Origin of the sequence: Arenibacter palladensis (assembly GCF_900129275.1) — a bacterium.
GTDB classification, from domain to species: Bacteria; Bacteroidota; Bacteroidia; order Flavobacteriales; family Flavobacteriaceae; genus Arenibacter; species Arenibacter palladensis.
The window spans coordinates 322,091-349,071 of record NZ_FQUX01000002.1; the positions used below are offsets into that span (position 1 = coordinate 322,091).

The following is a 26,981-nucleotide window of genomic DNA, read 5'->3' on the forward strand; positions in this document are numbered from 1 at the left end:
TTTTAAGCTAGGTGATAAGGACTTTAGAATGAGAAAATTATTTAAACTAATACTTGGAATAGTTGGGATATTAATTTTCATTACATGGCTTAGCAATCCACAATTGTTTAGGATAATTTGGTATCAAAAACCAAAGGTAGACACTTACAAGAGTTTTCCATTAAGAGTTGTAAACCCTAGCAATGACCCTTTTAGGTTTATACATGGTTACAGTGAGAGTACTAATTTGGACTCACTAATCGTGGAAAATGGTAAAGGAGCATGTGTCCTTTTTCATGATTACTTTAACAAAGGAGATTTATTGGCCTTTTTAGTTGTTAGAAATGACACCTTAATTTATGAAAAATACAAAAAAGGCTTTAACAGATCCAATATTTCGAATACTTTCTCAATTGGTAAGTCAATGATTTCAATCCTTATAGGAAAAGCAATTGATATTGGCCACATCCAAAGTGTCGATCAAAAAGTAATCAAATATCTGCCAGAATTTAAAGGTCTTAAAGGTTTTGACAAACTAACAATAGATAATTTGCTAAATATGAAATCTGGCTTAAAATTTAAAAGGGCCGGGAATGGTTATATTTCGGATATATTTTCCGATGAAGCAAGACTCTATTATTCCAATCAATTAAAGCGAGATCTATTGAAAGCGGAAATAGATACAGTACCGGGTAGCAGATGGCAATATAGCAATTTGGATCCATTAATACTTACATGGCTCCTTGAAAAAGTAACTGGGCAAAAAGTATCTGCCTTTTTTGAAAAAGAAATTTGGAAGCCAATTGGAGCCGAATTTGCTGCCAGCTGGGGAGTGGATCATGCCACAGGTTTGGAAAATTCTCCTAGTAGTTTTCAATGCTCTGCAATAGATTTGGCTAAAATTGGTAGATTATTAATAAATCAAGGGATGCGGGATTCTACGCGGATTTTGTCTTCTGATTGGATTGACAGAAGTGTAAAAATTAGTCAGAAAAACAGAATGAATATATCAAAAGGTTCACAAAAGGCTACACATCAGTATTTTTGGTGGTTACCTCAAGAAGACTTTGAAGGAGATTTTTCCGCTGAAGGTTTAAGAGGTCAGAGGCTCTACGTAAATCCCAAACAAAACATCATAATTGTTCAATTTGCCAATCAAGGATATGGAGGTTATCCCTATAGAACAATATCCCATTATTTTTTCGAAAATCGTCACTAAATCTATTTGAACAACTTCTTTCAACATATTTAAAATCCAGAATCCAATTTTAATTAAGACCTTATTCTTTGAATTCGAAAAACTTTATCATACTAATAATTGGCTTAATAATTTCTCCAATTTTTGGACAAGAAAACAGTGTGTGGTTAAAAGGCAGGGTTCAAAATCCTAATAATGATGTCTCCGACGTCTTAATTATCAACAGAACAACAGAAAAATCAACTATTACAGATTCATTTGGTCAGTTTTCAATAGAAGTTGAATTAGGAGATTTATTACAATTCTCTGCTGTTCAATATGTGACCCAGGAATTGATTGTGACGGATAGCATTTTGAATAAAAAAGGAGTTCTGGTTAATTTATTGGAAAATGTAATCGAATTAGAGGAAGTTAATATAAGGCCCTATGGACTTACCGGTAAAATAGCTTTGGATTTAAAAAAGCTAGACAAACAGCCCGTTGTCAATTCCCAGTCATTGAAGCTGCCCAATGCAAATATTGAACTGTTATCTCAAAACGAAAGAATACTGAAGGAAGCAGATAGAGGAAAGTTTGCAACCGGAGGGATTCATTTAGATACATTATTTCTCTTCCCAATAGTCGGTGTTTATATGAATATAAATTTACATAAAACACTCAATTTTATTTCAGGAAGAACACAAAAATTGAAAGATGCAGTCAAAAGGGATTATAACCAAAAAAAGGAAAACGAGATCACTAAAAAATTTTCAAGGAGTACAATTTCAGAAGGGCTTGATATCTCTCATTCAAATTTAGATGGTTTTTTTACGTTTTGCTTAGCACAAAATGATTTTTTCGAGGTTCTAGAGGCTAAAAACTCGAATCAAATTTGGGAATATCTTAAAGTCAAAAGCTACAAATTTAAAAAAGAAAATAGTTTGAAATAGAGGCCTTGAGATTGCGATTAAGGAAATAACCAATAAACTGAACCTACGAGCCGCAATTTATAACTATAAAAAGAAAATATACATAGGCTATATTTTAATTGTAGGAGCTATTGTATTAGATCTCTTCTTATTTGAAATTAATTAATTCCTAACAATGGCCTAGATTCTCTCTTTACATTTTACCTTGTAGCAATAGTTAGAAGGAGTTACACCTGTTTCATTCTTAAAGACCCTATTAAATGTTGCTTTGGAATTAAAACCAGCTTCAAGGCCAATTGAGAGGATTGTATATGAAGTATAATTTGGATCTTGTAACAACTTTTTAGCTTCATCTACTCGATATTTGTTAATAAATGAATAAAAAGTTTGATTAGTATTTAGTTTTATAGCTTCTGACACTTTTTGAGGAGTTTCTCCAAGCATAACAGCAAGTTCAGAAATTGTCAAACTTGGATTTAAGTAAGGTTTGGTGTTAACCATTATGTCAACAATAAACCCGAATAATTTCTCTATGGCCTTATTAGAATATATGTAATGCTTTGGTTTCTTATACAGGCTTTTTTGTCGTAGAAAATAGAAACCAAGGGCTATAACTAACCCAACGATCAACCACAAAAGGAAAGTAATACACACCAATCGGATACTTTCATTTTGCAAGACTTTAGATAGACAATATTCCCAACTGACCACAATAAAGTAAATTGAAACAAGAAACAGTAAAACTTTTCTTAAATTACTTATATGTATTGATAGCGAAGTGTTTTCCTCATATTTCAACATTTCCTTTAACTTGGACCAAGCCCAAATACCAATAACAATAACCCCAATTATTAGGGGTACTTCCAACCATTCGATATAATGGTCATACTCCAAGACCAACGAATTGTAACTTTGGCCATTCTTTAAAAAAAACTGCTGAAAAAACCAATTAACAACACATGCCACACTCCAAAGCAGGGATGGCAAAAGTGTCCATACCAAGTTATTACACCATTTGTATTCACTTTTTATCAAGCTTTTCAAATACCAATGAAAAAAAAAGAGGTTCGATAATAAAAATATCCTGTTCAAGTCAAGTAAAATGGGTATTGAATTAGGAGGTTCTGTAATTTTTATGAACTCAACAAATGAATTTAGTACAGATACAGCCAACCATGCTATCAAAACTTTATCATGAAATTCTTTGTTTTTTTTAAAAAGTAAAATTACCAACAACAAAAACGGAGCGAAAAGCATAAGCGTATAAAGCGCCAGTACCATGAGGCCCATTGATTGATTTTCTTCCATGCTTGATCAAACTGTTTAAGATACCAAAGCCAACAAAGTTATAAACAACCATTAGGTATCAAAACAAAAATGTAAGAAGTATAACAATTTCACGTGTCTTTAAGAATTAAAACGTTCGGAGAAATTATCCTCGTCCACGCAATTCAGAATAGTTTGTCAACTTTCGGGATCAAAATATAAGGATACTATTGTTCTCTTATTTTTTTGTTAAAAGAAGTCCCAATAGTAAAAAATTGGGACTTCAAACGGGTTCAACCAATGAATCTTTGAACACCAATTCGAACACTCGATAACTAAAGAACTATTAAAGTTAACTATAAAAACACATGAATATAAAGCCGCATTGAACCAATAATTATTCCTTCATTTTATCTAAAAAGCAATATGATAAGCTTATAAAATGAGAATATTAAATAAAAGAGCTTAACACATTTGGAAGATACCTCCGCAGAATTTTAAAAAAACAAGATTAACTATGATATCGAGATATACGGGCAAATACTATGATCATTTTTCTAAACATAGCAGTACAACCCCTCCAATTTTCTCAAAGGACAAAAGTTATATGATGCGATTTTGTACTCGGTTACCGAGTTATCGTTTTGACAACAGTAACCTTACAATAGTTTATTTTAAGGATGGATCCGGGGAGTTTTTGACGGGCAACAGAGGGTTAAAAATAGAAGCCGATAAATTTATGGTGGTTAACCCTGGCCAGGGGTGGGAATATGTTAATCACAAAGCAGAATATATTGATGTCCTAAGCATGGTGTTAACAAATAGTTTTAAGGAACAGTTTGATTTTTATACCAATGCAGCACCACAGGATAGACTTGACAATCCTTTCGGACGTGTTGCAGAGAACATGTATTTCATTGAGCAGGCTCTACGTGCAGATAATTATCGATCGGGAAAACTTCTAAAAACCATTCACAAGCTAAGTAACAGTCCAGAATATCTAAATACTTGCCCAGACGAGATAAGCATTGAAATGTTGAATACGGTTTATATGGATCAACGGAAGGGATACGATATAGCCGCCCGATTTGGGGTAAAAAAATATTCGACTCGAATGGAAACATTAAAGAGGTTACTTATTGCAAATGACTATATAAACGATAATCTAACGCATTCCATATCACTGGAGGAAATTAGCCGGGTATCGGCTCTTTCTAGATTTCATCTCTATTCATCCTTTAAAAAGGTATACGGCCAAACCCCTCACCAATATATAAATAGATTAAAAATGGCTAAAGCCAGAAATTACATTATGACAGGGGAATATTCAATAAATGAGATAGCCGACCTATTCGGTTATAATGATGCCTCTGTATTTGGAAAAATATTCAAAAAAATATATGGCCGAAGTCCTTCTAACTATTTTGATGGATATCTAAATTGACAATTCCATTGGCTCTTACAAAAAAAGAATTCACTTTTTGACGAAAGTGTATGGCTACCACAATCTACTTTTGTTGTCAATATTTAAGAATTCAATTATCATATGAAAAAGAATCCTACTCACGCCTTCTCGAATTTTGCGCCTTGCTTGTAACACATGTTCAATAGAAAATGAGGATAAGCCTGTAGAAAATTTTATTATAGTAATATTTTCAATGTTTTTGACAACTAGTAATATACTTCCGTTAGAAGATATACACCCAAACCATTTAAAAATCCATTGGATTTATTGGATGAATTGGGTCTAATTCAATAATGACCACTTGGTATAACCAAATTTTAAAACGATTTGATTAACCAACAAATAGGTCATTGAATAAAATTTACTTTCCTAAAAAAAAAATAAATATTAATGCAAAAAAAAACAAAAAGGAATATGTTAATTGATGTGCTAAGAGGGTTTTGCATATTATCGGTAATTTTATTGCATTTAAATATCAAAGTTCCATTCAAGGAAACTTTTATAGGGACCTTGATGCCCAAAAAAATTTATACTTTATTCTTTTGGAGCGGATATTATGGAGTTATTATATTTTTTACGTTATCGGGATACCTAATTACCAACTCGGTAATAAGAAAATGGGGGAAGCTTTCCCAAATTAAGGTTAGGGATTTTTTCGTTATGAGAGCCGCTAGAATAATGCCCTTGTTATTTATATTGATATTAGTTCTTACAGTATTGCATATAATGTCCGTACCTGGATTTATAATTGATAAAGAAAAGGTGTCATTGGGAATTGTTATTTTTTCTGCAGCTACTTTCCATATCAACTTACTTCAAATAAAAATTGGGTACTTACCTGCCAATTGGGATGTACTTTGGTCTATATGTATTGAAGGGTTCTTCTACCTGATTTTTCCATTTCTCTGTCTAATTATAAGAAAAAAATGGCACCTAGCAGTCCTTATACTGATCATTATACTAATAGCACCTTGGGCTAGAATCGCACTTTACCCTGTTAACGAATTGGGGGATCGAAATTATCTGGCTTACATGGATTCAATAGGGATTGGCTGTATTATAGCGCTAGGTCTTAAAAGATTAAAATGTTGGATAGAATATGACAGAATTGGCTTGTTTCTTGGAGCTTCCATGCTAATATTAGTGCTGTACTTCCGAGGCTTTTTATATCAATCAGGATTGGTTTCATCAGGTCTAAATGTTACAATATTATCGTTAGGAACAGGACTAATGATTATTTGGATGCATTTCCGTCAAGACACCTTAAATCATTCTCGATTCTGGCTACTCAAAATGATTGGAAAAATGGGTAGATTGAGTTATGAAATATATTTAACCCATATCTTCATAGTCATAGTTTTGGTAGATATTTACAATAGAATCCAAGCTCCTTCTGAATCTATTTATCTTCTATATATTACTACTGTAATGCTTTCATCCTTACTGGCAAAATACGTTAGTAAGTATATTTCAAAACCTCTCAGTAATAAAATCCAAAATAAATTTATCTACAAAAGAAAACCCATTTGTAAATTAAACCAATAAATCTTCCAATATGAAAATAATAGTGCGTTTAACTTTTTTGTTTTTTGTAATTTCATTCGTCAATTGCTCTAAGGAATATTCAGAATACATAAATGAAGAATCTAAACATTCTTTTACATTGGAAAAGAATATATCTTGGTCATCACCTGAAGGTATTGAGTTAACGATGGATATTTATATCCCCAATACAGGGAAAAACTCTTATCCAGTAATTGCAATGTTCCACGGTGGTGCTTGGATGTCCAATTCCAAAGAAATAATGAGCGAGCCCGCATCTTATTTAGCTTCACAATCCGAATATATCATTTGCAATATAGATTATAGACTATTACCGCAAAGGAATAATTCTATTAAAATCAATGAAATAATCGAAGATGCTTTTGGAGCAGTACTTTGGATCAAAAGTAATATACATGAATACAAGGGTGATCCTGAGAAAATTATCGTTACCGGAGATAGTGCAGGAGGTCATTTAGCTTCTATGGTATTAACAAATGGAGATAATCTGAGCTCAGTAGGATTTGAAGAAGGAAACTTGTCTTTTACCCCATCCTGGTTGCCACCTGGAATGAGTGCGGAAGATGTAAAGAATAGTGACTGGCTGTGTGTACAGGCAGGTATAATAAACTATGGGGCCGTAAGCCTTTATGATATGGTGAAATATGATAAATTCGAAGAACCAAATATTTTTTGGATTGGTGCCAAAACAAAAGCAAGGGGTATTTTTGGTAATAACATTAATGTGAATAATAATCCTGAATATTATAAAGCTATTTCACCTCTGTTTACTGTACCCGACAAAGATAAGAGAGCACTACCGCCGATATTGTTGACTGTTGGGTCTGAAGATGAGATTATTACTCCTAACATGGTTGTAAAGTATAGAGATATCATATTAGCCGCAGGGCATACCAGAGTTGAATATTGGGTACATAATGGTCGCCCACATGGTTTTTTGAATTCAGGATCCAGTATACTTTTAGGTACTGATTTTAAGAAAGATGCAGTGCCTGCATTAAAAAAAATGATTTCTTTTCTAAATAGGATTTTCTATTAAGTAATAGCATTTGATCTGGATATTATATTAGTCAACTTTGTATTCCTAATCTATAAAAATTGAGTATTCATAGGCTTTTAGATGGAATTAAAATATCTCAATTGTATTTTATCAGAGTAATCCAACAGATTACTTTGATGGTACGTTTTAAACTTTAGACATTTACTGTCTATACCAGTACGGAGATATTTTACCCAATTGAATTAAAAAGATTTATAATTACCAACTGCTTTTACCAAAAATTTTTCTCACATTTAGGACTCTTATTTTTGCTTTCGTTTGTACAATTCTTGCCCAAAAAATTGCTAATCAAGCATTTCTCATATGCTATCTGTTAATTTTTTCTTTATCCTAAATTTGTTATTCTAAAAAACCAAAGAATTTTCTCAAACTATATTTATTTAGACTACATAGAGGACCAATAATTTATTTAACAGGCATTCGAAAACACTTCATATTCGAATTGGCTTATTATTAGGGAAACGCATTAATCTTATATTAAATGGAATTTCCTTCAGTAATTATCGAACAATATCTTAATTAATTAAAACTACTGTAAAATTCGGTGTAATGAGAAAAATATTGCCTTTGGTTGGAGCTAATACAACTCAGTGATTATGATTTGTATTTTCAAAACAGTATAGGCAATTAAAGAAGTTTATTAATATAAAAATTCCTTAAAAAATATATTTTTTGACAAATCGCAGTAGGGTTGGAACTTTACCTTTGGCTAAATTTTTAATAATATGGTAAGAAATCTTATAATAATGTTTAAAAAAAAACCTTTGAAAAAAAAATATTGTTTGCTTTTTGCATGCTCCTTTTTTATTCATGTATCTTATTCCCAATGGATTCAAACTGGGAATAACATCTATAATACAAATACTGGATTTGTTGGAATAGGAGTTACCAATCCAGTTGTAAAATTAGATGTAAATGGTTCAGTTCAGAGTAGAAGAATTGAATTTTTAGATTTTAATAGAGGACATTACAACGGAGACAGGGTTAGGTTGTATCGTGATGATCCTGAAGGGGATTATGCTCTTCTAAAATTGCAATTGGGAGACGAAAATCAAGCAGAGTTTCAAATTGGTTATGTCGACCATCAATCTGGGAAATGGGTTAAAAATCTTTCCATACATAACAACAATGTTTTGCAGTTAGGGGATAACGAATTGGATTCACGAATTGTAGGTAGAATTGGAAACAACCGAACTTTTGGTTTTCATATAAACCGTTGGGGCGGTAAATATGAATGGACTATTGGTTCTAAAAATGGTGAAATTTCAATGATGAATCTGGAGCGTAACACTAATGGGCGGGTGCTATTGGCCGTCAATGGAGGTATGCATTCGAAAGAAATCAATGTAAATCTCAATTATCCTGCTCCAGATTATGTATTTGAGGAAAGTTATGAGCTCCTTCCTCTAAAAGAAGTAGAGGCATATATTAAAAAATACCGACACCTTCCTGAAATACCTGCAGGAAGAATTCTGGAAAAACAAGGGATTAATGTTGCTGAAATGGAAATGGGATTGTTAAAAAAAGTAGAAGAACTCACATTATATATAATTAAAATGGAAAAAGAAATTGCTTTGATTAGACAGCAGTGTGGTTCCATAAAGGGAAAATTTTAGATTGTATAAAAAACTTTGTCTCTAAGTTGGTTCTTATTTCGCTTCCCGTAAATAGTAAACAAATCCTATTCAAACGATTATCAGATTCTAAAGTTGAAGAAAGTATAACAATTTTATGATTGCATTCCTAAAAATTCGATATTAATAGCACATCAGGAGAATATACTTTTTTGTTTTATTTATTGTAGAAAACAGAACTAGGATAAATCTCGAATTTGACAAGCGCGGAAAAAGTATTATCAAGATTATAAATGCAATTAGTGTTATTGGAACTATAAAAGCGTATACACTTTGTCATGGTAATTGCTTGTTAGAAATTAATTCTTAAAGCTCTAATCATGCGAAACCTTCTCCCCATGCGCATATTAGTGTAAGAAGTTGTTATTGGTTAAAAGATGACATTCTTATTCATTTCGGTAAACAATCCGAATTAAATGGGGGCATTCCATGAAGAGCACTTTTATGACACGCATTTGTACTTGGACTAAGATACATCCCCAAAATTACAAGGAATAAGAAGTGTTGACCCAATCATTTGAGTCAAATTATTTCTGTCCTAAAATCATAAAATTAACAATCATATATCATACTTATCCAAAAAGAAATATTAGGAAAATAAAAAAGCTTAATTTATGAAAATATATTACCCTTATATAAAAATTTCTTTGGTATTAACTTTATTTATTTTATGCTGTTTACCAATTAGAGCACAACTTTCCGTGAGCCATACAGATTCAACAGAAAAATACCGTTGTAATGGTGCTATTATCATTAACGGTGAAACTGACGATGCTCCATATACCATTACTGTTACTTCTGAAGAAAACTCGTATGAACAAAGTAGGATGGACATAAAAGGAGGTACTCCAGCTGTATTTGAAGATTTGTGTTTTGGCACTTATAGAATTGTGGCAAAAAATCGTTTTGGTAATGATCAAGCATTAAAAGAAGTGGTCATTAAGAATTTAGGAGGGTACTATAATTTTGGAATTACAGCGGACAAAATTGACGGTGATGCAGGTAAGCTTGTTTCAAATTTTTCCACAGAAGGGGTAGTTCCAACCGGAACAAAAAAATGGACAGTACAACCTGATTGGGGATATGAGTATGTCAAGAGTGGGGCATCAAGTAATTTTCCGACCATAAACTTTTTTTCACCAGGTACCTACAGTGTTGGTTTGGAGATTACCCCACATGATGGTGGTTCTCCATATTCGGCAAGGAATAAAATTGAAATCCTAGCTAAAAGTGACTTTCCTATAAATGTTCGAATGGAGGTTTACCCTGGAGCCGGTAATTTTTATGTGAATTCCGAGGTCAAATTCAAAGGATGGGCATTTATTTGCGGGCTTACAGAGTTTACTTGGAGTTTAGATGGCCCTGGAAAAGACTCAACCAAAAAGTATGATGGATCAGAACACACAGAGTATTTCTCCCAACCAGGTGACTATAAGGTTCATCTGAAGGTAAAGAATGATTGTGGGGGAGAAGATACCATAACCGAAACCATAACGATAAAAGAAGAAGATGGTGAGGTTGGGAGTGAATTTATTGTCGAAGGAAATTTAGCCAATTACCCAACTTACTTTACGACCTATGTGGATCGAGAGGATAATTCCAAAATTAAAGAAATTTGGTATTTTCCAAAAGCTGATAGTAAAAGTAAAATTGTGATCAGCCATAGGGAATGGGATAATGTTAAAGGCCAATGGTTTTTTTCGACATATTACAATTATCAATCACCTGGTACATATAAGGTAGTACAAAGAATCATAACCAATAGTGGGCATCATTTTGAGGCCGATCATGTTTTGGAAATTACAGAGCCAAATGATTATCAGCCCGATTTCTCCGTTTCGCATCCAAATGGCCAGGAGATTTTTAGGGACATGGATGCAAATGATGAATATTTGTTAGGTTTAACTCAATATAAAACCCCTATTGGCGGCGTTTCCAATTCCAACACAGTTTATTTATATAAAAAGGCTATCACAGGTGGGTATTCAATAAAGAGAACTTTTCATTTTGGTAATTTTGAACCTCTAGCGGTTAAGTTTGCAGATGAAAATAAAAGTTTTGCGGTTGAATATCAAGATCGTAACACTTTTAAAAGGGTATTTTCAAGATATGCAAGAAGTGATAATGATTCGAACTGGGACACTTATAACGTTACTAAACTTGAGGTGCCTGGTCTAAGTAGAAATTTCGTATGGGATTACAATAATAACAGATTAGTCATTGTCGATCACGACAATGAAAAAATGTGGATATATCTATTTCACCATAATAGGTACATTCTTGAGAAGGAACTTAAGATTGAAGTTATTGATAGGTTAGAATCTAAAAATGGCCCACATTTTGTAGCCATGGGGGATTTTGTCATTTTCTACACAGTGAACAATTTATTGAGGTCAGCACATCTAAAACCAGATGGCTGGAAACTTACCAGCTTTCTTAGTGATCAAGTTACGGCAGAGTATCGGAAGCTCTTGAATACGAATAATGATATTTCAGGGAATACACTGGTACGCAATTTGGATTTTTACAAAAACAAGTTGATAGTCGGGCTGTACCTAAAGGATAGGGATTTGACAGTACCTGTGCTGATTACACACCAAGGTTCAAGTGTAGGTGGCTATTATGAGAGGAAAAAATTTACCAATTGGCGGGAACATGATTATCTCGACTTTAGTGTGGATAATAGACACTTTCTAGTGCTCGATAGGTTACAAACCTCATTTTTTAAATATGATTTTATGAAGGGTGAGGACAAACCCATACTTGTCAACCAATATCCGGCATTAAGCATTAGTGCGAAATGGGTTAAAGGTAAAGTCACTGGAGGTATGACCTATTTACTTGATAATGTAGGAAATATTTGGAGTTACGATGGCCGGTTACCAATATGTCATTCGGAGTTTAAAGAAGATAACAAAACTTATAAGGAATATAATGTTGTTGCCGCATCAATTGAATTGGGAGGAAATAACTTTACACTTGACAATAGTGATTCGAACAATAATGTTATCAGCCTAAAGGCAACGAATGTTTTTCTTAAAAACGGATTTACCATAACTAAGGGAAGCCAAGTTACAATTCTTGCCCAAAACTGTGAGGATTTATCAGGACAGGACTATAATAAGAATTCCAATATTTTCCAAAACACTGAACAATTAATGGCGTTGAGTACAGGTGATAGCACTAAAAGTGACAGTATAATGATATATCCGAATCCTGTTAAGAACAGATTATATATTCAATCTCCCGAAGTTATTCAATCCATTCAAATCTTTGATTTTTCTGGTAGAATTCTATATATTAAGTTTGACGTTCAAAAATCCGAATATCTAATCGAAGATATAAATTACCCATCTGGTGTATATGGAATTAAAATTACCGTATCGAATTCGATGGAATATGTTAAAAAAATTATAATTGATGGAAATTAATGGATTTTGTGAGATTTAATTGTTCAGTTCTTTGGATTAATAAATATTGGTGCAGAAATACTGGGAAGGCCCTTATATTAATCTTTATACACGGATTTCGATATTCGTTAGGCCAAAGGCTATTTCCCAGTCATAGGAGAAGATAGCATTTGCCTTTATTATAATGTATAACAATTGCGCTTCCTTCATAAGATAAAATATACTTCCAATAAAAAAATCTAAACTATTTTGGGGTAAATTCTACTTCGAGACGCTTATAAAATACTGTACCTATTGATAGTAATGCTTTTTAAAACATGGAAAAACAATATCACTTTATAAAACTATCAAATTGAATAATACCATCTAGTGGTAGTCCGGCCTGTAAAGCTTTGGAAGCCTGAACAATATGTCTTCTATTATGATATATTATGACCTTAAGGACATCACCAAGTTTTAATTTAATACATTTAGCCATACTTATGGACACTCTGTTACGATTCAGACTCACATTTTTTGCCAAGTCCAATAATTTCAAAAGTTGTTCTTGTTGATTAACAAATATTTCTAATATATCGTTATTTAATTTTTTGTCGGAGGGGTACATGCTTTTGGAGGTTTTTGTTTTACGCATTTTATCCCCAGGAAACATACTTTTTGCCAGTCGATTTCCAATGAACCCACTTTTAAAAAAAGATTCAGCTTGGAACTTATTTTTCAAAATACTTTCTTCTATTTCGGGAAGATAGAATTCACCATACAAATTTAAGTGTTCAATACATTGCAAGGTGCTCCAGCTATTAGAGTTCTTTTTCCAATTCAGTACTGTCAAATTATAGTTTTTAAGATCCTTAGCCACCTCCATATTTTTGATGGTCAGCTGAATAAGTTCCTTGAGTAATGTTTCCTGATTCATTTTGTTATGTTCATATCTTTTTCACTAAAGTATCAAGTCGAGAATTAAGGCTATAAACTAGTAAATATGCTTTCAAATATAAAGCTTGACAATGACCATTCATGTGTTAAAAAGTCATTTTTTTAACACAAATAGTATAGAAATTAATCAAGTGACGGTCATTATTGTATACCACGAAGCATCTACATCAGTGCTATTTGTATTATAGAAGAATAAAATAGGAATGGAACAAAGTGCAAGGACAAAGCTTAATTTATATAATGTGAAGGTGGATGCCCATAAACCCTTTTAAAAACCTTACTAAAGACGGACAGGTCATTATACCCTAATAAATCTGATACTTCACTTATTGAATTACTACCTTTTTTTATATACTCCTTAGCTTTTGACACTTTTAACCTGTTAATGTATTGATGGGGAGTTTTACCAAACGCCTTTTTGAATGAATCATATAAATGAAACTTAGATAAAGAGGAAACCGCTGACAATTGCTCGATGCATATTTGTTCCCTAATATTATCATGAATATATTCATATGCGACAAGTAGTCTTTTGAGGGTTTCAATTCTGGTAGAATATTTTATAGCATCTATATTTTCGATAATTTTATATCCTAATACTTGTTCTTTATACAAAGAATAAAGTAATTCAATGGTCAATTCATTTGGACAAGTAAATTTGTATTCGTTCTGCCCAGATAATTTATAAATTCTCTTCAGTAATTGCCCGGATGCATAATGTTCTGCATTCAAGGAAGATTCTAAAAAAAATGAATTCTCAGAAATCTCCCCTAGAGGGCTGTCAAGTGATTTCTCTTTTGTTGCGCATAAATAAAACTTGCACCCTTTAATTATTTTATCTGTAATTCCAAAGCTAAGAACGTCAATATAGTTGTTCCTTTCATTTAAATATTCCCAGCCATCATTTGGATTTAGTATCATGAAATGTCCATCGACAGCTTTTAATTTCTTATTCTTTCGTACGAATTCACCATTCCCTTGTGCCATATAGATTGCCGTTAAGCAATTCTTATCGAATTTATAGTAAGGGAATTGCGCATGATAACGCATCAGAAAATTTTCAGTCTCATTATAATGGGGAGGAGATCTATGTGTTTTCTTTTCAAAATGATTATAGAATTCGTCTTTATAACTAGGCATCATCAAAACTTTACAGATTTAGATTAATCATTAAAATCAACTTCTTGATCAAAACCTTCCCGCAAGTCTTGACCATAGAACTTAGTTTTGAGTTTTTTACCGTTACTCTAGGAGTGTTGTGATAATGGTTTACTTCGTCCGTGGGTCAAGCACTAAAAAGATTCTTTGAACGTGCGTCCTTAAGATGTCAAAAAGAATATAGGTTGCGGAATGCATAAAGCTTTGTTTAAACTTTATATTTTTCTTAACATTATTTTAAATCCGAAAATGATGAATTTTTTGATCTAAAAAAATGTACCATCAAACTGTCTATTTCATAGTATTGCTAGAAATCCTTCCAAATTTCATAGATTAAAAATCTGTAGGTTTCTGAATAATTTACCTATCCTCAAATTTGACTATTTACAAATCTTAGTAAATATATAAGTTAATATCGATAAAAGTTTATGCTCACATTTTACAAAACCAACCAATTAGCTTAAATATGATTTTCTCCAATAATAGCCCCAATTGATCATTGTATTATCCTGTATAAGTTATCCTAAATGAGGGGTAAAGTCTACTAAAATCTATTCACTTTTTTCGTGAATCTACAATCTATTGTCGTATAAAGAATTTGCCTCACGGTAAATTTTTTCAAAATTCATTCTCAAATCTTCCTGGGTAAAGTAATTGGTTTTGGGCGGAACTTCTTTTTTAATGTTCTGTAATTTAAACTGCAGTTTTTTGTCCCTTCCATCGGCAAAGGCAATAAACTCACCTTGTTGCAGCCTAAAGAATAGATCTGCTCGTCGTTTCGCCACTTCCTTTTCCCCAGTGGTAATGCGCGTATCAAAATTCAGATTATGTCCACGGTTGACACTGGTGGTCTCTTTGCGCACGATTTCAAAAAAGCGTTCATAGTATTTGGCGGTATCCGGGTCATTGACCTTGCCAAAAAACTGATAGGATAGGTTGCTCAAAATGGCCTTACCCACCTTATCGCCATAAAGGATTTCATTTTGCACCTTATCCTGCATAACATAAACTGTTGCGATATCATAACTACGTAGGGTAGCTGGGATACGGTGCATATTGGGCAATCTTATGGTCGGGGCCTCTTCCATGAGTAGGAAGGACGGTCGCTGGCGTCTTATGCTCATTTCTTTGATTACGGTATGCATTACTGCCGCGATGATAGGGGAAAAGGCCGATTCATATTTGGGGTGGTTCACTAAGGAAATCACGGCCGGGTTTGCATTGCTGTTTATATTGAGAGGCACTTCATCCTTGGACAGTACCATAAACAATTGTTGTGAACTGATTTTTTTTAGGGCATTGGCCAAGGTACTCCTTACTCCGGCCGTCTGTCTTTCGGAATCCAACCCATTGATAAAGGCACTGGCCATAGCTTTTGAAGTCAAGTCTGAGTTTAGGAAAGCTGCTAAAATCTTGGTATTCATAGTTTGAAAAATGGCTATCAAATGAGGGAGGGTACAGAACTGAGGATAGGTCGTTTTTAGCTTCCAGATCAAACCGGCCATAAGACCTTCCACGGCATCGTTGAAAAATTTTGTGGTGCTGTTGGTGTTGGATTCGTTCATTTCCAACAGGTTTTCCATAAGTACTTTTGAAATTTCGTTGACACATTCCTCATTATGGAGATATTTGGGTGCAATGGGATTCACCCGATAGTGGATCTGATCGAAGGCTATGGTGTAGAACTTTATTTTTCCGATGTCCTTGAATAGGGGATAGGCCATTTCGGTAAGTTCGAAATTCTTGTAGTCGTGAAGGATTCCACAAAAGTTCTGTGCGCTAAAATGCTGCAGAAAATTGTAAATGACGCTTTCCGTTTTACCGCTTCCCGCAGCACCGATTACGGAGGCTCCACGTTTTATATTATCAATTTTGAACTTGCCCCGATGCAGTTTAAAATGAACCTGGTACCTTTTGTCCTTAGGGCCGGACCCTTTGTCACTATATGCATAGATCAGGGTAGAAATAAATAAAAGTGGCACAACTATTCCGAGAACGATATTTGGCCAAGCGGCAGTCATATACCAATGGAAGCGGATTGAACGGCCTTATCAAGGCCACGTTTCAACCTTTGAATAGTTTTAAGGGCCAGTTGGACCTTATTGGTCGGTATGTTCAACATGGAATAGTCCAAACCAGTTTTGCGTATGATAGTGAATGCGATGTGCTTTTCGTGGGTAGGAAGTCCCGATATCATGGTGAAATATTGTTTTGGATCGTTTATAAATGTTTTTCTCGCGTGATAAGTTTCGGCATAGTTGCGCTTATATTCAAAAAGTTTGTCAAAAGTCCTTTCCGAGGCAGAAAAGAAACTATCCCTATCAAACCCACGTTTTACGGACTTGCCGTTAAAGATGGTGTCCGAATGCCGATATTTGCTCCCTGGGGACAAGCTATATTTGTTGGACATATCCTTACGGCTTACGATAATATGTATATGGGTTTGGGGACCTTCCTTGGCCATCCCCTGAACGATACGTTTTCCGTTCTGTTGGTGGGGAGCCTCCTTTTCCAGACGCGCAATCCTGTTTCTTAGTTTAGTAATATTACCTTGGGATTTACCTTGTTCGATCCTTCCTATCCGGTTCTTGATGTCCAATATTTTTGAGGCATAGGGTTGATTTTGCCGGACCTGCCAGTCCGTACCCTTAAACGTACGCTGATGTTCAATTTTCGCAAAGAATTTAATATCGTTTATGGATACTGGTCTACCGTCTATTTGGCGATTAAAGCAAGCCGCATAGTCCTTCATCACCTCAATGGTATAGCGTTTAAGGTCCTCGGATGGATTTTGTAGGCGTTTGAGTTCATAGGCACTGGGATTAACGGTAATGGAATAGAATTTGGGCTCTGTCCTTTTAAGCTTTGCCGTATTCCCATCAATTTCCCGTACTACTTCATCTGTGGGAACGTCCGTACTGAATTGATTGAAAAAGTGTTCATGATCCTCAAGGGACCTTTGTTCGTTCTCCTTTTCCAGGTATGCCACAAAATCGGCCACACTCTGGCCAAAATTACCGTCCATTTTTTGTTTCGTTATGGTAATGTACATGGGTAGAATTATTAATAATATTCTTGAATTCCTCCTGGGTTAAATTAATTTTTAAGTAACCTCCTCCAAAATTGCCCTTGACGAAAGTGACGCTATCACCAAGCCTTTGCAGATCAGATTTAATGAAATGTAATTGCTGCTTCACAACATCATATTGATTGCGGTAAAATTGAAGCTCTTCGTTTTCGGTGATGAGCGGTTGCACTTCAAAAATGGGATCTACTCGGCTGGATTCTTCTTTGCCCTTATCTTCTTGGAACAGGAGTTGAAGCATGGTGTTGGTAGGTTTGGTCTGATTCTTTTCAATGTTCTTGATGATGGCCACCAGGGCATTAATACGTTTTTTGAGCCTGTTCTCCATAGTGGTCATATTGGGCCCCAGGGATTCATTTGGTGAAATTTGGTTTCCTTCAAAAAAGTTCATCATGGATTCGAGGGTTTCGGTATGGGAACGCCCCACCTTTTTGGAAAACTTCCTGAAATGGTCTGCAACAGGGCTTTTGATACTTATTGCCGAAAAGTTGTATGTCTTAGTATGAAGCGGTTTCATTTACTGTAAAAAATTGCACCAATACTGGGTCTCTGAAAGGATTTACATTAAATATTAAAATTGTTATTTAACTTAATACACTTAAATTACTGAATATCAAATTATTAAAATTAATAACATCGCCTTGGCGTGTTATCCTCTTGCTTCTCCTTTTTGTACGCCGAGGGTACAAAAATTCCGAACCACTGGTAAACAGTTGCTTAAAAAAAAGAACAATTTCAGTGGTAATATCAGCACAACCAATACCGATTATCGGTGTATAAAAGTTAAGTCATTTACCAAGAAAACAGAAACGAGGTTTAGGTACAAAACACTGGTTCTGATATCAAAAAAAATGAACTAAAAAAAACGGTCGATAATAAGTGGCGGTCATAAAAAGGACCCTATACAAAAATGTACGGGTCCTTTTGTTATTGTTGGGGCGGATTGGAAGGTTTCCATCCCTTATCAAATGTATTTAGATTAAACCATTATCCGAAAAGCTAAAGTACCGTCCATCTGGCGCGATTATCAAATGGTCAAGGACTTTAATATCCAAAAGTGCTGCCGCCTTTTTGATTTTATTGGTCAATTGAATATCCGCCTCGCTCGCCTTCAATTTTCCACTTGGGTGGTTATGGCAAATTATAATAGCCACCGAAAGGGATTTGAGTACCACGGAAAAAAGTATCCTTACATCCACCAAGGTTCCTGTAATTCCACCTTGGGACAGGTTAAGGATTCCTTTTACCTTATTGCTATTGTTCAACAAAACCACTTTGAAGCATTCTTGGAGTGCTATGGTATTTTTGTTCCATTGGTCGAACAATATGTTCGCTGCATCCTGTGAGCATCCAATGAGGTGCCAGAAAGGAGAACGTATTTGTTCTTTGTAACTTATCTTTATTTCATTAACTTTGTAGTTCATTATCAAGTATTTATAAATTAATTAGTGAAAAGAGGGATCGATAATTCGGGCGATGCCCTCTTTTTTTTTGCTATTTACTGCCCATAAGGAGAATTTCACGAGCTTCCACTTCGGTAACAAAGCGTTGATTGCCATCATCGGTGGAAAAGGAACGGGTTTTCAATTTTCCTGTTACTGCAACTTCCTTTCCTTTGGAGGCGTACTTTTCCACGATTTCGGCGGTCTTGCCCCAGGCCACTATATAGTGCCAATTGGTTTCCTTTTGTTTTTCACCTTTCGAGTTTTTAAAGAACACATTGGTCGCCAAGGAAAACCTAGCCACTTTTTTACCGTTTTCAAGATTGGTAACTGTTGGTTCCTGTCCCACATTACCGATTAACTGAACATTGTTTTTAATAATTCCCATGATTAAAAAAATTAAGGTTAAACATTTGATTTACATTATTTTGATTAACTGATTTACTTATTATATCCGGAGTGTTTTCCTTTCCTGATGCATGCAGGCTTTTTTGGCCAAGCCGGCTTAAGCTTATTGGGTATTGACCACTTCCATTTGGGGATATTCGGTATGATTCCATAGTTCCAATTTTTGATTTACTTTCCATAGAGCCGTCGTTGTTACCTTTTTTTGTTGCTTGATGGTCCACAATATTTTTGGAAGGAAACACTTATAAACAGTAGGGGATGGGAGCGCTGGCTTTATGCAGTTTTTCCTTCCAAAAATGTTGTTGTTTTGCCTTCAAAAAAAGAAACGGCGACAACTGTGGGAGTGAAAAAGGAGATCCTGGAAAAATACCTATATCCGGAAGTGGTCGATACGCCCACCTTAACGAGAAGTCTTCAGCAGAATAGTATAAGGGAGCCTACACCCATTTTATAAGTCCAAATCCCAACCCCTGTATGAACATCAACTTGGTATTCGATTGGTCCATCACTAAAGTGGGAACCAGGATGACATCACTGTTATGAAACGATACTATAAATTGGACTGCAGTACCAAGGTTCTACCTCCGTTGAGTTCCCTTAACTCAATGGCCAATTTTTCCGATGCTGCCAAAACAAACTTTGGCAGCACATATACGAACTGCCTGCTCTGCCCTTTTTTGAAAAGCTTTGGAAGGTTATGGGCATAAATGGTGCTTAATGGCAAACTTTGAAAGGAAGATTGGCGTCGATCGGTACCATTTAAGGTGTACACATTAAGATAATCGATTTCAAAATCGACTCCCGATGCATTTTTTACCTCCATCTTAAGAAACACCTCCGAGCCATAATAGACCGGTTGAAATAATTTTAAATACAAGTCCTTTTCACGGATCAATGCCACCTTTTCAGATGCCGACTTCAAAACGGACTCCGAGGCTCTTTTGAGATAGTCCATTGTTCGGCCCAAGGAATCCACTTTTTGCTTCATTTTATCGATGTCATCCATTATAGGGGTTTCATTTCCAATACTCGCTTGCTCGGTAAAAAAGTAATTGTGCTGGGTCAAATCGGGTCTGTATTTTAAAATATAGGAATACACCTGCCCATTGGTAGTCACCACCAACAGATTACTGTCAGGGCCGGGTTGTGCCTGCAAGAGCCCGAAATGCTGCTGTGTTTCGCGGTTATAGTTAAAAACAAAATGGGCCGCACCCGTGATCCCTTGGCGAACGGGTTCTGGAAAAAAAAGGGCCACATTTTTAAGTTCATTGGCATAAAGTGTATCCAAGGGTTGCTGCGCGGACAATCCAAGACTGATGAAGCATATTGCTAAGATGATTATGGTTTTCATTGCAGATTAATTTTAAAATTGTTCTTGTCGTATTTTAAGATGAGCTTATAGTTGTCGGATATGTTCGCCCGGAAGCTCCTTCGGTTACGTTGGAACACTTTTCGAACTCCCTTAATTTGTGGCATTCCGGTAATATTTATATCGTCGACGATATCGTTCACCACTTCATTGGTTGCTTCGGCCCTAAAATTGTTCCTCAAATAAATTCCTTCAGATCCATCCTCAAGGTCGTAGGCTTTGAACTTGACCGGTAGGTGATCAATATTTTCAATACGTATCAAGGTCCTGTTCGGCTTAAAACTGACAAATCCGTAGATACGTGTATTTTTGGGAATCAATACATTGTTGATCTTGGCATCCTTTATTAGGCGCATTCTTAAACGTTGGTCCGCCTTAACAGTTTGGTCGCCGTCCACTCGGACCATGATAATTGGATCGGAATTCCCAGAGCCAACTGTCTCAATGGGGTGGGAAGCAAAAAAAAGCTGGTGCTCCAGGGCAAGAGTCTGGGAGGCCACCTCGGTTTCCTTCGCCCCAATATATTCCTCTGTCTTCTCGGTCTTTATATGCCTGGACTGGGATCGGGAAAGCGTATCACCATCTAGGGTTTTTCCGGTCCTTTTTGAATATCGCATCTGTCCCTGTTTATAAATACTGTCCACCAATTGCATTTTTTTCTTGTCCAGCAATTCAGGGTCGTACAGGCCAGTAGAGTCCAACAGGTCTTCATCGTAGACACTAGGAGCGAGGGTAGGTCTCGCCGTCTCCATATCATTTATGGCATCCAATTTGGAATCATATATCTTCTGTTCGTTCATGATTTCAGGAACAGGTATTTGATCGGCCTCCAGTTCCTGTCCTTGTTCGCTGTCCAAAACGAGTACTGCATATGCCGTAATAAAAAGTAGTATACAGAGGAGAATGGAGGTAAACACAATTTTGTTCTTTTCAATTTTCATATTTATCCAATTTTCGTAGTGTATTTTCAAAGAAATCGGTAATCATGAACCCATGGGTGTTTTTGGGAAAGTTCCTGTCCACCCTAATGAGTTTACCGGTGGTGGTCAATTCATAGATGTCGGTAGATAAGCCCCTATTGATCTCAAATATTGTTTTAGTTTCAAAAAGATATGGTTCCTTGTCCAGGACAATTTTGGATTTTATGGCAAGCACCTTTTGTACCAGGGAATATTGCAGCAATCGGTTATATACACCGTCTACTTTTTTCTGACGGTACAAATCGGCTACACTGCTATTGCCCAACCACAGGGCTTTTTCCAAATTGCTCTCATAGTTACTCGGATCGATGCCGTAGAAATAGTCATGGAACAATTCCAAATGGGCTAGGGCCTCTACCTCGAGATTCTCCTTTTGATCGACCAATTTCAGGGGAATGACCTGACCATCAACATTGACCATAAAAGCCTTGTTCAATACATCATTATGGAGTTTCAGTACCAAGAGGAGCGCAATGGCACTTATGGTAGTTGCCGCAATAAGTATGGACAGGACTATAAATCGATTCTGTCCTAGTACCTTGTAGATGTTGTTATAAGGTGTTTTCATATTGTTCTTGGGATTAAAGGGTTAGGAGACACTGAAGAGCTTAAGGGTAAAGGTTATTGCCCTACGGTACAAAGTGAATTTTAATAGGACAATGAACCCGATGGAACCCAGTTGAATAACAGGTGCGAAAGTTTGACTGCCCCAATCGGTACCAAAAAGGTTGGACCAAAAATTAAGGTTTACCTCGGTATAGAAATTATTGATAAATACATTGACCAGAAAAAATGCCGGGACCAGCATATAGACCCCTGCATACAATCTAAAAAAATTATAGGCCATGGAGCGAAACTTTTCAAACACGGCCAAGCTGATGACCAATGGAAAAAATGCCTGCATGATTCCCAACAAAAAGAATCTTTGGGCTAAAAAAAGAGGATAGATAAAGAGGTCCAATAGCCAAAGGATCAAGCCTATGATAAACGACAATATTTTCAGTCCGAACAGTGGAGTTACCAAGGCCTCGTAGAGTAGGGCCAACGCTTTTTTGGCAGCGTCGATGGCGCCCACATCCTGTTCGATATCCAAATCCTGTAGCTGTAAGGGTAGGAGTGCCGGAGCAGTATCCCTAAACTGGGCTTCTATAGCTACTAGAATGTTATCGAATGCGGATAGCACCTCCGTAGAAAAAATGGCCAGCACGACTACCGCAAAGTTCTTGGTCAATTCACCTGGGGTCAATCCCCAAGAAAAACCTTCATTGTTGGCCACGCCCTCATTGTATTTCTTAATGATATTGATCAGAAATAGAACGACGGCCAGGGCCTTCATCCCGGTAATGGCCGTCTGTGAAAAGCTACTGTTTTTAATGGTCTGAAAGACCGTATCCACATATTCAAGCCCTATTCCCAAAAATATCCCCGACATCAGTAGTTGATTTCCCTGTTATTGATTTTATCCTGCATTTGCCTAAAGGCGATTATCTCTCTATAGCGCCTGGTCTTGGCCTCGATCTCGGCCACCATTTCTATGGATTGCAGTTCCTTTTCCTTGAGAATGGCCGTGCGTTCGGCATCGGTCATTTTCAAATTATCATTGGACAGTACTTGATCGATATAGTCCATGGACATCATGGAATTTTCAATTATTCCCTGAAAGGAATCTGAGATTCGGCCAACTTCATCGGGCCGTATATATGGGGAATTTAGGATCTGCCTTAGATCCTCCTGCACCATTTCATAAAGACGCTGATTGTTCTTGGCCAATTCCTTTACCGCATTCAATTGTTTGATTACGCTATTGACCTTATCGATATTCTCCTTCTGTTCCTTTAAGAATTTTACAGTCTTCAACAGTTCTGCGGTCTGTTTCCCTGATTCCAGCAGCGATTTCATAAAGGAGATGAAATTGGTATTGTCATATACCGGCATGCCCTGGGCCATCGCGTTGCTTTTAACAACCAAGGACAAGGTCAGGGCCAACAATAATTTATAAATAAAAAGTTTCATAGTATATAGGTTTAAATGTTGCTTTTATTGGAAGGATTTGTTTGTTGCGCTACAAACTGCGTAATGGCGGTCTCCATATCCCCGTATTTTCTATAAAGGGCCATAATGGTTTCATTCTCTTCACCATCGGTTAGGTAAGCGGCATGGACTTCTGGCGGAACTTCCAATCGAAAAATGTTGCTATCCTTCCCGATTTTGATAAACATTTCCGTGTATTTACGTTCCCCTTTTAACTGGTTCCTTATGGATTTTAATTGGTTAAGATCGTGTGAGGAAAGATGGAGCCTGTTGACCAGTTCATCATATCCCTTTTCATTCCTCAGACTATAGATGACCTGAGTATTTTCAAGGATACTTGCGGATGTCGAATTATTGGGCAGTTGGTTGATGGATTGAAGGATGATACCAATAGCCCCGTTTTGTTTACGTATGGCCTGGTAATAGAATTCCACACTTTCCAGAACGTTCTTAAATTTTAACTGTTTGGCAAACTCATCAAATAGGATGATGCCTTTTTCCGCCTTGTTCCTCCATATCGTTCTTTGAATGGCCGATTTGATCAATTTCAACATAACGGAGAGAATTTCCTTATTATCCTTTACCTCGTCAAGTTCAAAAACGATCAGTCGTTTGTCCTCCAATTTATAGGTTTGGTCAGTGTTTGTATTGAACAGAAAACTATATATACCATTTTCCACATATTCCGAAAGTATGTGAAGGAAGTCATAGACGCTAAAATGCATTTCACGGATCTGGAGGTCTGTGACCAATGAATCTTTATGGTCATCTACATACTGGTAAAGTGACGCCAGTGAATGGCCAGTTGTGCACTTGGAATAATAAGACAACAGGACCTTTTTAACGGCTACCTCCTGTGCCTTGCTGGTTTCATTACCTGCGGCCAAAAGCTCCAAAATAAAAATGGTAAGATCTTCCAGCCGTTCTGGAGTAAGGTCGGCTTTATCACTAATGTAGAAGGGGTTTATACCCAAGTTTTTCCCTTGTTCATACCTAAGTACAATATGGTCATTGGGGTAGAGCTTGGCAAATTTATCATAGGAACCTCCCAGGTCGATGACCACTAGGCGTACCCCACTTTCGAAATATTGGCGCAGAATGTTATTGGCCAAAAAGGATTTACCTTCCCCAGTAGGTGCAAAAATAGCAAAGTTGCGTGCCTTTATGCGCTTTCTGGCTTCATCCCAAACATCCTTTAAAATTGGGATGTTGTATTGCCTATCGTTAAAGACAACACCCTTACTATCGGAAATATATACACTATTGTTAATGTACAGGCAAAGGGCATGCTTTAGATCGGCTACGTAAAGATCCCCGTTGGAGAAGTTGGAGGTAAAGCAACAATAGCTGTTAAGAAAATAATGCTTCCGCTCTTCACCTTTAGGATAATAGGGAACGATGTCCAATTCCTTGAACTCTGTTTTGATCTTGGTGGCAATCCTGCCCAATTCTTGTGTTCCCTCTCCCCAAAAAACTATATTGAGATGTCCCCGGACTATTCTAGAACTTTCATCATCATTGATCTTTGCCAGAATATCCTCTATTTTCTTTAGAACGACCTTATTTTGAGTTCCAAAATTGGAACTCTTATTAAGTTCCTCAATACTTTTCTCTAGATATTTCCGCCATTTATATTTATCGTCCAGATATATGATCTGATTGACGATATGGTTTTCATGTAAGTTGAGTCCCAAACCATCTATAAATCCTTGATGAAATACAAAATCATCGGAGGTAAACCTGTCATTGGGCCTACTGCTTTGTAGCATATCGCCAAAGCAGAGTTCGCTATTGATGGCCATGACGTCAAAATCATGGTCACCGATCTCCAAACACCTTTTATTCATTTGGATATCCGTGTCAAATCCGTGGTTATAACCATTGAAGTAATTATTGGTCGATTCCAGGATACTATCCTCGCACATTGGTGCAAGGGTTATTTTTCTGCTATTATTGATAAAGGACACGGCATCATTTACCGCATTGACAAATTCGCGGGCACAATGGTCCATTTGCCTATGAATACCCTTTTCCACTTTGCGAAAGGGGTTGACGTATTTTGTAGTATTGAACGTTTTCTTTAGCGGAAGAACAAAAAAGAGAAAGGAGGAGTGGTCCAAATATTCCCGTCCCTTAAAGTAGTGGTAAGTGGCTTGCTGAAGAAAACTTTCATTGGGCAAATTTTCGGCTGAATATCCGGCCTTTCTATAAACATCTTGTTTATGCACGAGGGTACCCACGGGTAGCGCCTTAAAGGCTTGAAACCAAGACCCATGAATTTCCTCAAAATCCTTCTCCGACAAGGAATAGATCTCCGGATACCCCACGGAATAGCATTGGACCAAGTTGCCATTATTGGCAAAAATGACATTTCCTTGAATATCCATTATAGGATAAAATTCGGATAAGTTAATTGTCTTCATAGTGCAGGTGACTTGCTCTTTTATTGTTAATAGTGTTTGGAAACACTTTTTTAATGTGGAATACGGTCGGGTTGTTATGGCAAAAGGAGAGACATACAAAAAGCAGAATGTTGAAAATGATAGCCGAAATAATCGCCCCTAAACTGAAAGAAAAGATGATGAACATCAAGGAACCTATAACGGAAGTCATCTGAAGTACGAACATCATAAGGGGGAGTCCCATTATCATGGCCTTTTTACGAATGTTCCTATATATCATGTACTTTTTCATTAGACAACAATTCCGATGAGATAGGTGAAGATTCCAACAACTGCACCGGCAATAAGTACAAAAACAAGAACCCGTGTTATACCTTTTTTGAGATCGGCGTTTTCTCCAAAAAAGTGTCCCGCGTTAAAAAGAAAACCGATAAGAAAAATCACTCCCAGAATAATGGGAAAAACGGTACGGATGGTATCGGATACGTCATTGACCGATTCTTCGATTCCACCAATTTGAGCGAAAGCAGGATTGTAAATCAGTAAGGTAAGGCCAACCTGATAGTATAATTTTTTCATGTTGTTCAGATTTAGTTATTAGACTTTATAGCTACATGAAAAATAGTTTATATTTATATATAAAATACTGACAATCAATAATTTGTGAATAAAATATTAAATGATTCG

General features: G+C 36.1%; 24 protein-coding genes. 8 read left to right on the plus strand and 16 right to left on the minus strand.

The window, feature by feature from the left end:
• Positions 1 to 28: 28 nt before the first annotated feature.
• Both BUA60_RS07365 and BUA60_RS07370 read left to right on the plus strand, forming a co-directional pair.
• Positions 29 to 1,198 carry a serine hydrolase domain-containing protein gene (locus BUA60_RS07365; RefSeq protein WP_072861115.1) on the plus strand — a complete coding sequence of 390 codons (1,170 nt, stop codon included), beginning with the start codon at positions 29 to 31 and terminating at the stop codon, positions 1,196 to 1,198.
• Positions 1,199 to 1,266: 68 nt separating this feature from the next.
• Positions 1,267 to 2,106: a hypothetical protein gene (locus BUA60_RS07370; protein ID WP_072861116.1), complete on the plus strand. Its 840-nt coding sequence runs from the start codon at positions 1,267 to 1,269 to the stop codon at positions 2,104 to 2,106.
• A gap of 159 nt (positions 2,107 to 2,265) precedes the next feature.
• Here BUA60_RS07370 and BUA60_RS07375 read toward each other — a convergent pair whose 3' ends face one another.
• Entirely contained in the window at positions 2,266 to 3,393 is a 1,128-nt protein-coding gene (locus tag BUA60_RS07375; RefSeq protein ID WP_072861117.1) for a helix-turn-helix domain-containing protein, read from the minus strand.
• Between the two features lie 475 nt (positions 3,394 to 3,868).
• Here BUA60_RS07375 and BUA60_RS07380 point away from each other — a divergent pair, with 475 nt between their 5' ends.
• From BUA60_RS07380 to BUA60_RS07400, 5 genes are all read left to right on the plus strand, one after another.
• Positions 3,869 to 4,795, plus strand: a complete 927-nt coding sequence (locus BUA60_RS07380; RefSeq protein ID WP_084532528.1) for a helix-turn-helix domain-containing protein — start codon at positions 3,869 to 3,871, stop codon at positions 4,793 to 4,795.
• A 411-nt stretch (positions 4,796 to 5,206) separates the two neighbouring features.
• Entirely contained in the window at positions 5,207 to 6,361 is a 1,155-nt protein-coding gene (locus tag BUA60_RS07385; RefSeq protein WP_072861119.1) for an acyltransferase family protein, read from the plus strand.
• Positions 6,362 to 6,371: 10 nt separating this feature from the next.
• The gene (locus BUA60_RS07390) at positions 6,372 to 7,418 is read left to right on the plus strand and encodes an alpha/beta hydrolase (RefSeq protein ID WP_084532529.1); all 1,047 of its coding nucleotides are present in this window, start codon (positions 6,372 to 6,374) and stop codon (positions 7,416 to 7,418) included.
• A gap of 785 nt (positions 7,419 to 8,203) precedes the next feature.
• Entirely contained in the window at positions 8,204 to 9,055 is an 852-nt protein-coding gene (locus BUA60_RS07395) for a hypothetical protein (protein ID WP_143153144.1), read from the plus strand.
• 632 nt (positions 9,056 to 9,687) lie between these two features.
• Positions 9,688 to 12,504, plus strand: a complete 2,817-nt coding sequence (locus BUA60_RS07400; protein WP_072861121.1) for a T9SS type A sorting domain-containing protein — start codon at positions 9,688 to 9,690, stop codon at positions 12,502 to 12,504.
• Positions 12,505 to 12,814: 310 nt separating this feature from the next.
• Here the strand turns inward: BUA60_RS07400 and BUA60_RS07405 are convergent, their stop codons facing one another.
• The 7 genes from BUA60_RS07405 to BUA60_RS07435 form a co-directional block, all read right to left on the minus strand.
• Positions 12,815 to 13,399 carry a DinB family protein gene (locus tag BUA60_RS07405; protein WP_072861122.1) on the minus strand — a complete coding sequence of 195 codons (585 nt, stop codon included), beginning with the start codon at positions 13,397 to 13,399 and terminating at the stop codon, positions 12,815 to 12,817.
• 248 nt (positions 13,400 to 13,647) lie between these two features.
• Positions 13,648 to 14,406 carry a helix-turn-helix domain-containing protein gene (locus BUA60_RS07410; protein WP_178346978.1) on the minus strand — a complete coding sequence of 253 codons (759 nt, stop codon included), beginning with the start codon at positions 14,404 to 14,406 and terminating at the stop codon, positions 13,648 to 13,650.
• 743 nt (positions 14,407 to 15,149) lie between these two features.
• Positions 15,150 to 16,598, minus strand: a complete 1,449-nt coding sequence (locus BUA60_RS07415; protein WP_072861124.1) for a type IV secretory system conjugative DNA transfer family protein — start codon at positions 16,596 to 16,598, stop codon at positions 15,150 to 15,152.
• A complete protein-coding gene (gene mobB, locus BUA60_RS07420) occupies positions 16,595 to 17,629 on the minus strand; it encodes a MobB family relaxase (protein WP_072861125.1) in 1,035 nt (344 codons plus the stop codon). Before mobB ends, BUA60_RS07415 begins: the two co-directional genes overlap by 4 nt.
• Positions 17,592 to 18,179, minus strand: a complete 588-nt coding sequence (locus tag BUA60_RS07425) for a BfmA/BtgA family mobilization protein (RefSeq protein ID WP_072861126.1) — start codon at positions 18,177 to 18,179, stop codon at positions 17,592 to 17,594. Before BUA60_RS07425 ends, mobB begins: the two co-directional genes overlap by 38 nt.
• Before the next feature lie 457 nt (positions 18,180 to 18,636).
• Positions 18,637 to 19,086, minus strand: coding sequence for a JAB domain-containing protein (locus tag BUA60_RS07430; protein ID WP_072861127.1), 450 nt, complete (start codon positions 19,084 to 19,086; stop codon positions 18,637 to 18,639).
• Between the two features lie 70 nt (positions 19,087 to 19,156).
• On the minus strand, positions 19,157 to 19,492 hold the full coding sequence (locus tag BUA60_RS07435; RefSeq protein ID WP_072861128.1) for a single-stranded DNA-binding protein: 336 nt from the start codon (positions 19,490 to 19,492) through the stop codon (positions 19,157 to 19,159).
• A 327-nt stretch (positions 19,493 to 19,819) separates the two neighbouring features.
• On the opposite strand from BUA60_RS07435, the gene BUA60_RS23005 reads away from it, so the two are divergent.
• Positions 19,820 to 19,966, plus strand: coding sequence for a hypothetical protein (locus tag BUA60_RS23005; protein ID WP_178346979.1), 147 nt, complete (start codon positions 19,820 to 19,822; stop codon positions 19,964 to 19,966).
• 96 nt (positions 19,967 to 20,062) lie between these two features.
• Here BUA60_RS23005 and BUA60_RS07450 read toward each other — a convergent pair whose 3' ends face one another.
• From BUA60_RS07450 to BUA60_RS07485, 8 genes are read right to left on the minus strand one after another with little or no spacing between them, the layout of a single operon-like run.
• Positions 20,063 to 20,863 (minus strand): DUF4138 domain-containing protein, encoded by an 801-nt coding sequence (locus tag BUA60_RS07450; RefSeq protein WP_072861131.1) that lies wholly within the window; start codon positions 20,861 to 20,863, stop codon positions 20,063 to 20,065.
• Positions 20,860 to 21,822 carry a conjugative transposon protein TraM gene (gene traM / locus BUA60_RS07455; protein ID WP_072861132.1) on the minus strand — a complete coding sequence of 321 codons (963 nt, stop codon included), beginning with the start codon at positions 21,820 to 21,822 and terminating at the stop codon, positions 20,860 to 20,862. Before traM ends, BUA60_RS07450 begins: the two co-directional genes overlap by 4 nt.
• The gene (locus BUA60_RS07460) at positions 21,812 to 22,429 is read right to left on the minus strand and encodes a conjugal transfer protein TraK (RefSeq protein WP_072861133.1); all 618 of its coding nucleotides are present in this window, start codon (positions 22,427 to 22,429) and stop codon (positions 21,812 to 21,814) included. Before BUA60_RS07460 ends, traM begins: the two co-directional genes overlap by 11 nt.
• A 21-nt stretch (positions 22,430 to 22,450) precedes the next feature.
• Entirely contained in the window at positions 22,451 to 23,293 is an 843-nt protein-coding gene (locus BUA60_RS07465; RefSeq protein ID WP_178346980.1) for a hypothetical protein, read from the minus strand.
• On the minus strand, positions 23,293 to 23,874 hold the full coding sequence (locus tag BUA60_RS07470) for a conjugal transfer protein (RefSeq protein WP_072861135.1): 582 nt from the start codon (positions 23,872 to 23,874) through the stop codon (positions 23,293 to 23,295). The genes BUA60_RS07465 and BUA60_RS07470 overlap by 1 nt, the downstream gene beginning before the upstream one ends.
• 11 nt (positions 23,875 to 23,885) lie before the next feature.
• A complete protein-coding gene (locus BUA60_RS07475; protein WP_072861136.1) occupies positions 23,886 to 26,315 on the minus strand; it encodes a TraG family conjugative transposon ATPase in 2,430 nt (809 codons plus the stop codon).
• Positions 26,302 to 26,586: a YhgE/Pip domain-containing protein gene (locus BUA60_RS07480; protein WP_072861137.1), complete on the minus strand. Its 285-nt coding sequence runs from the start codon at positions 26,584 to 26,586 to the stop codon at positions 26,302 to 26,304. Before BUA60_RS07480 ends, BUA60_RS07475 begins: the two co-directional genes overlap by 14 nt.
• Positions 26,586 to 26,873 (minus strand): hypothetical protein, encoded by a 288-nt coding sequence (locus BUA60_RS07485; RefSeq protein WP_072861138.1) that lies wholly within the window; start codon positions 26,871 to 26,873, stop codon positions 26,586 to 26,588. Before BUA60_RS07485 ends, BUA60_RS07480 begins: the two co-directional genes overlap by 1 nt.
• Positions 26,874 to 26,981 lie beyond the last annotated feature (108 nt).